Source organism: Kaistia defluvii (assembly GCF_040548815.1).
GTDB classification, from domain to species: Bacteria; Pseudomonadota; Alphaproteobacteria; order Rhizobiales; family Kaistiaceae; genus Kaistia; species Kaistia defluvii_A.
Window position 1 is genome coordinate 830,781 of the sequence record NZ_JBEPSM010000002.1, and the last position, 6,180, is coordinate 836,960.

Sequence of the window (6,180 nt, forward strand, 5' to 3'; positions counted from 1 at the left end):
GCTTTGCCGGGCACCTCAGGATGATGGTCCAGTTCTGAACTAGAGACTCGAGAGGCTGAGAAGGGAGGCGGCGCGACGGTCAGTGGCAAACCGCGCTAGCTGCGCAGCATCTTGCCCGGGTTGAGGATGCCGTTCGGATCCAGCGCCTGCTTGATCGAGTGCATCATCGCCATCGCCACCGGGCCCTTGGCCGCCGGCAGCAGGTCGCGCTTCAGGCGGCCGATGCCGTGTTCGGCCGAGATCGAGCCGTGGTAGCGCGCGACGATGCCGTGGATCAGCGTGTTGACCTCGTCCCAGCGATCGAGAAACGCCCGCTTGTCGGCGCCGACCGGCTGGGAAATGTTGAAGTGGATGTTGCCATCGCCGAGATGGCCGAAGGGCACGGGCCGGCAGCCGGGAATGAACGCCTCGATCGCAGCGATCGCCTCGCTCAGGAAGGCCGGGACGCTGGCGACCGGCACCGAGACGTCATGCTTGATCGAGCCGCCCTCCGGCTTCTGCGCTTCCGACATGCCATGCCGCATCCGCCAGAACATGCCGCGGTCGGCGAGCGACTGGGCGATCGCCGCGTCGGCGACCACGCCCTGCTCGAAGGCGGTGCCGAGAATATCCTCGATCGCCCCGCGCGCCGCCTCGTCCGAATGGCCGGAGGAGATCTCGAGCAGCGCATACCAGGGGGCCACCGTGCCGACCGGGTCGCGCGAGCCGGGGATATGGCGCAGCACGAAATCGACGCCGATGCGCGGCATCAGTTCGAAGCCGGTCAGGTCATGGCCGGCGCGGTCTCGCGCCAGATTGAACAGGGCCAGCGCCGCGGCGGGATCGGAAAGCGCCGCGAAGGCGACGGCCTGGCCCTTGGGGCGCGGATAGAGCTTGAGCACGGCGGCGGTGACGATGCCGAGCGTGCCTTCGCCGCCGATGAAGAGCTGCTTCAGGTCATAGCCGGTATTGTCCTTGCGCAGCGCGCCAAGCCCTTCCCAGATGCGTCCATCCGCCAGCACCACTTCGAGGCCGAGCACCAGGTCGCGCATGTTGCCATAGGCGAGCACGGCGGTGCCGCCGGCATTGGTCGAGATGTTGCCGCCGATCCGGCACGAACCCTCGGAGCCGAGCGAGAGCGGAAACAGCCGCCCGGCCGCCTCGGCGGCGCTCTGCACGTCGGCGAGGATCGCGCCGGCTTCCGCCGTCAGCGAATAGCCCTCGGCATCCACGGCGCGGATCCGCGTCATACGGTCGAGCGAGAGGACGATCTCGGTGCCGCTCGAATCGGGCACCTGGCCGCCGACCAGCCCGGTATTGCCGCTCTGCGGCACGATCGCGGTGCGCGTCTCGTTGGCGAGCGCGAGGATGGCGGAAACCTGGCCGACCGTCTGCGGGCGCAATACCAGCGGCGTCTCGCCCAGATATTTGTCGCGCCATTCCATCCGGTAGGGATGCGTCGCTTCGGGGTCGGTGAGGGCGCCGCCCGGGCCGACCAGGGCGGCGAAGCGGGCGAGAAGGTCTGGCGTCGGGTGGTTCAGCATGATGGCAGGTTGGGTCCTTGCTTGGCGACAAGCAGGATACCCGGCTCGCGGGGCCGGTTGGAAGCCATGCGCTCGGCCAAAGAAAACGCCGGCCTGCATGTCGCAGGCCGGCGGGGACGGCTTGACCCTTCGTGGGGGTGGCGCGGTTGCGCGCGCCACCCTCATCCTGCGCGGCTACCGGCGGCAGTTGTCCTGACCGGGCCGGCAATTGCGGTTGCGGTTCTGCGGCTGCCGGTTGCGGTTCTGGTTGTTCGGCCGGGCATTCTGCTGCGGCCTTGCATTCTGCCTTGGCCGCTGCTGCGGCCGGGCATTCTGGTTCGGCCGCTGCTGCGGACGCGCGTTCTGGTTCGGCCGCTGTTGCGGACGGGCATTCTGGTTTGGCCGCTGTTGCGGACGGGCGTTCTGGTTCGGCCGCTGCTGCGGACGGGCGTTCTGGTTCGGCCGCTGCTGCGGACGAGCATTCTGGCCCGGACGCTGCTGCGGACGGGCATTGTCCGGACGCGACGGACGGGTCGCCTCGGGCCGGTTCGGGCGGTTGGGCCGGTTCTCGGCACCCGGGCGTCCGGTCTCGGGACGATTCGGGCGCGAGTTCGCAGGCCGCTCGGGCCGATTCGGCCGTCCCGTCTCGGCGCCGGGACGTTCCGGCCGAACGTTGGGCCGATTCGGACGACCCGTTTCCGTGCCGGGCCGCTCAGGACGGTTCGGGCGACCGGTCTCGGTGCCGGGCCGATTCGGGCGGCCATTCTCGGTACCGGGCCGATTCGGACGATTGTTGTCGCCGGGCCGGTTGGGGCGATTGTTGTCTCCAGGACGGCCGGGGCGATTGTCGTCACCCGGACGGCCGGGGCGATTGTTGTCGCCGGGACGGCCGGGCCGGTTGTTGTCGCCGGGACGACCGGGGCGGTTGTTATCGCCGGGGCGGCCATTGTCGGGGCGACCGGGACGGTTGGGCCGATCAGGGCGATTCGGCCGGTCCGGCTGCCAGGCGCCGGGCGGGCGCGGCCGGTGCGGCGGGCCGGGGCGCCAGCCGGGGGTGCCATGCCAGTGATGGGTGACCCAGACATTGTTCCAGCCGCGATTGTTCCAGCCCCAGCGGTTGTTCCAGGCCGAGCCGACCAGGATCGCCGTGCCGAAGACCAGCGCGCCGGTAGCGGCGGTGGTGAACACATCGGCCGAATTGTAGACAGGGACGTAGATGCGCTCCGGCTGGGCCGGGGCGATCGAGATTACGCGCGGCGCGCTCGAGGTTGCCGGCTCGACGGTGACGACCTGCTGCGGCGTCGTCTTCAGATTGCCGACCTTCTCCGCCTGCGCGCGCAGGAGCTGGATGACGGTGGCGACGTCCTGGGGCTGGCGGTCGAAGGCGAACCCGAGCGACTCGGTCCAGTCTTCATGATCAACCAGCATCTCGATCACGGAGGGGAAGCGCATCAGCGCCACGACCGGCGCGTCGAAGCCGAGCTTCTCGGCTTCGGTATAGTTCTCGTCGGCGACGGCCTTGGGATTGGCGGCCAGCCAATCGTCGGCCTTGCGCAACTGGTCCGGCAGCGTGCTGGCCGAAAGTACCAGCGCGAGCAGCGGATCGGGATAGAGCGCGATCGGGCCGAGCAGGAATTCCAGATCCGACACCGTGTAGAGATCGGCGTCCTGGTCGGCGGTCGATGCCGCCGCGGCCTCCGCCGCGCCCGGCACCTGGTCGGGGAGGGCGGGGGCGGATTGCAGTGCTTCGGGAGCGGCCGGCTTTTCAGCCGCCGGCGCCGGCGTCGAGTCGCTCTGCGCCAGCTTGACGGGGGGTGTCAACGTCTCGGCGAGAACCGGATAAATCGTCGTCGACCAGCCGAATACGGCGGCGACTGCCAGTCGGGAATAGTTGCCCGTTCCAAACCAGACCTTGTCTTTCAAGCGTGGCGCCACTGCTGGGGCCCTCCTATCGGTCGGATGCGCTTCAATAACTGGCACAGAAGCTCGTTCTTCGGAAGCTTTACGACCGGTTAGCCGGCTGGATGGCTAAGTTTGGGATGGAGAGCCGGACCGTGGGACCCGGAGCCTACAGGTCAGCGATTGCGCCGTTTCTGTCCGCTCCTAACGAACGCCTCCCCGCGTTCCGCGACAAGTGTACATCGACTGTGATGCAGGACGGCTTGCTTCGCCTTGAAGCGCAAGGGACCCTGTGCGATAGGAGGCACGCCTCCAGACGTACGAAGAGGGAAAAATAGGCATGATTGAAGCAGGCGGTTTGATGAAGGGTAAGCGCGGCCTCGTGCTGGGCGTCGCGAACAACCGGTCGATCGCCTGGGGAATTGCCAAGGCCGCCCACGACCACGGTGCCGAGCTGGCTTTTACCTACCAGGGCGATGCGCTCAAGAAGCGCGTGGAGCCGCTTGCGGCTGAACTCGGCGCGCTCGTCGTCGGGCATTGCGACGTCACCGACAGCGCTTCGATCGACGCGGTCTTCGCGGAAGTCGAAAAGCACTGGGGCAAGCTCGACTTCCTCGTGCACGCCATCGGCTTCTCCGACAAGGACGAGCTGACCGGTCGCTATGTCGACACGACCGAAGGCAATTTCAACAAGACCATGCTGATCTCGGTCTACTCGCTGACCGCTGTGACCCAGCGCGCCGAGAAGCTGATGACGGATGGCGGCTCGATCCTGACGCTGACCTATTACGGCGCCGAGAAGGTCATGCCGAATTACAACGTCATGGGCGTCGCCAAGGCCGCGCTCGAGGCGAGCGTGCAGTATCTGGCCGTCGACCTCGGACCGAAGAACATCCGCGTCAACGCGATTTCCGCCGGACCGATCAAGACGCTGGCCGCCTCCGGCATCGGCGACTTCCGCTATATTCTGAAGTGGAACGAGTACAACGCGCCGCTGCGCCGCACGGTGACGACGGAAGAGGTCGGTGATTCCGGCGTCTATTTCCTGTCGGATCTCTCGCGCGCCGTCACGGGCGAAGTCCACCACGTCGATTCGGGCTACCACGTCGTCGGCATGAAGGCCGTCGACGCGCCCGATATCTCCGTCATCAAGGACTAAAGCGTTTTCGCGCGAAGTGTGCGCGGTTCGCGTGAAGAAAACGCGGCCAAACAAGGAGTTAAGTATTTTACCATTTCGCTGAAACGGTAAAATACTTCTGAGCGTTTCGGAGCACGCCGTGCCGACCCTTATTTTCATCCGGCACGGCGAGACCGACTGGAACGCCGAAGGTCGCTTTCAGGGCCAGCGCGACATTCCGCTGAATGCGCACGGGCGCAGCCAGGCGCAGCGCAATGGCCGCGCACTGGCCGAGCAAATGCCGGAAGCGGCGGGCTTCGACTTCGTCGCCAGCCCGCTGGAGCGCACGCGCCAAACCATGGAAATCGCCCGCAGCGCCATGGGGCTGGACCCGTCCGGCTACCGTCTCGACCCGATCCTGAAGGAAATTACCTTCGGCCGCTGGGAAGGCTATACCGCCCCCGAACTGATGCAGCGCTGGCCCGATCTGGTGGCCGAGCGCGACGTCGACAAATGGGGTTTCCAGCCGCCGCAGGGCGAGAGCTATGCCATGCTTTCGGTGCGGATCGGAACCTGGCTCGCCAGCGTCACCAAAGACACGGTCGTCGTCTCGCATGGCGGCGTCTGCCGGGTGCTGCGCGGCCTTCTGCTCGGCCTTGATACCGACCAGACGCCCAATCTCGACGTCCCGCAGGATCGCGTCCTCGTCTGGGACGGCCACGAGACCCGCTGGATCTGATCGCCGCGGCTGTCCCGGCTGCCAGGCAATCCTGGCCCGATATCCATCCATCGATCCAAGCGCCCGGCCATCGGGCGATTGCACCAGAGCTCTGGATGTCCAGGCTCGAGGCGATTTGGCATGCCTGCGCGTTGCCGCATCCGTCGCGCCGCCTATGCGCGTACGGCCTTCCGACAAACGAAAACGACGTCCGGAGGGGTGCCGGACGTCGTTTCTGGGAGGTCAGTCAGGTCGATGAAGGTCAGGGATGATCAGATAATGCCGTTCTCATCGCGCACGGGGGTCGGATTGTAAGTGCCGACGCCATCGGCTTCATTGTCGCTGATGCCAAGCCGCTGGACGGAAAGAAGGCGGAGCAACGGCTTGCCGTCCTGAGCCAGCTGGCCGGTCTGCAACGACAGGGGGCTCTTGATCGTGTTGACCTGGGAGATGCTGCCGTCGGCCTGTTCGGCAGCGAGCGCGGCTGCACCCGAGGCGAGGAACGCGACGGAAGCAGCGGCCATGATGAAATTACGCATGATGTTATCCTGGTCGAACCGTGTTCGACGTAATCGAGCCCATTCGGGGAGGGCTATTCCCGGACGCCTGCCGGGGGCAGGCGGAGTAGAAACCGGTGTCCGGTGTGCCGGACGCCGGTTTGATCTTGAGGTCGTCAGGTCTCGTGAACCCGACGATTAGTCGTTGGCGGGCTTCGGGTTGAAGGCGCCGAGGCCCTGGCTGCCATCGTGGGTCACGCCGACGGTCTGGCCGGGCAGGATGCCGTAGAGCTGGGTGCCATTGGCGAAGTTGAAGGTCTGGCCATTCTGCAGGGAGAGCGTGCCGGCAGAAGCGTTGACGCTGGTGACCGTGCCTTCGGTCTGCTCGGCGGCCATGGCGGCGGCGCCCGAAGCGAGGAAGGCAACGGAAGCAGCGGCGAGGATCAG

General features: G+C 66.6%; 6 protein-coding genes. 2 read left to right on the forward strand and 4 right to left on the reverse strand.

Translation table 11 applies throughout. The features are described from left to right. Positions 1-95 precede the first annotated feature (95 nt). Positions 96-1,523 (reverse strand): FAD-binding oxidoreductase, encoded by a 1,428-nt coding sequence (locus tag ABIE08_RS16865; RefSeq protein ID WP_354552769.1) that lies wholly within the window; start codon positions 1,521-1,523, stop codon positions 96-98. 174 nt (positions 1,524-1,697) lie between these two features. After that, complete coding sequence (locus tag ABIE08_RS16870) at positions 1,698-3,437, reverse strand: DUF3300 domain-containing protein (protein ID WP_354552771.1); 1,740 nt, start codon at positions 3,435-3,437, stop codon at positions 1,698-1,700. Between the two features lie 304 nt (positions 3,438-3,741). On the opposite strand from ABIE08_RS16870, the gene fabI reads away from it, so the two are divergent. Both fabI and ABIE08_RS16880 read left to right on the forward strand, forming a co-directional pair. Continuing rightward, positions 3,742-4,560 (forward strand): enoyl-ACP reductase FabI, encoded by an 819-nt coding sequence (gene fabI, locus ABIE08_RS16875; protein ID WP_354552772.1) that lies wholly within the window; start codon positions 3,742-3,744, stop codon positions 4,558-4,560. 118 nt (positions 4,561-4,678) lie between these two features. Next, the gene (locus ABIE08_RS16880; RefSeq protein ID WP_354552774.1) at positions 4,679-5,257 is read left to right on the forward strand and encodes a histidine phosphatase family protein; all 579 of its coding nucleotides are present in this window, start codon (positions 4,679-4,681) and stop codon (positions 5,255-5,257) included. Between the two features lie 251 nt (positions 5,258-5,508). On the opposite strand, the gene ABIE08_RS16885 is transcribed toward ABIE08_RS16880, so the two are convergent. Then, positions 5,509-5,775: a hypothetical protein gene (locus tag ABIE08_RS16885; protein WP_354552775.1), complete on the reverse strand. Its 267-nt coding sequence runs from the start codon at positions 5,773-5,775 to the stop codon at positions 5,509-5,511. 156 nt (positions 5,776-5,931) lie between these two features. After that, the coding region (locus ABIE08_RS16890; RefSeq protein ID WP_354552777.1) for a DUF1344 domain-containing protein at positions 5,932-6,180 on the reverse strand (249 nt) is incomplete at its 5' end.

What these genes read in the sequence shown, in the direction of transcription:
- ABIE08_RS16865 (WP_354552769.1), bottom strand. Translation starts at nt 1,523, where the DNA reads ATGCTGAACCACCCGACGCCAGACCTTCTCGCCCGCTTCGCCGCCCTG.
- fabI (WP_354552772.1), top strand. Translation starts at nt 3,742, where the DNA reads ATGATTGAAGCAGGCGGTTTGATGAAGGGTAAGCGCGGCCTCGTGCTG.
- ABIE08_RS16885 (WP_354552775.1), bottom strand. Translation starts at nt 5,775, where the DNA reads ATGCGTAATTTCATCATGGCCGCTGCTTCCGTCGCGTTCCTCGCCTCG.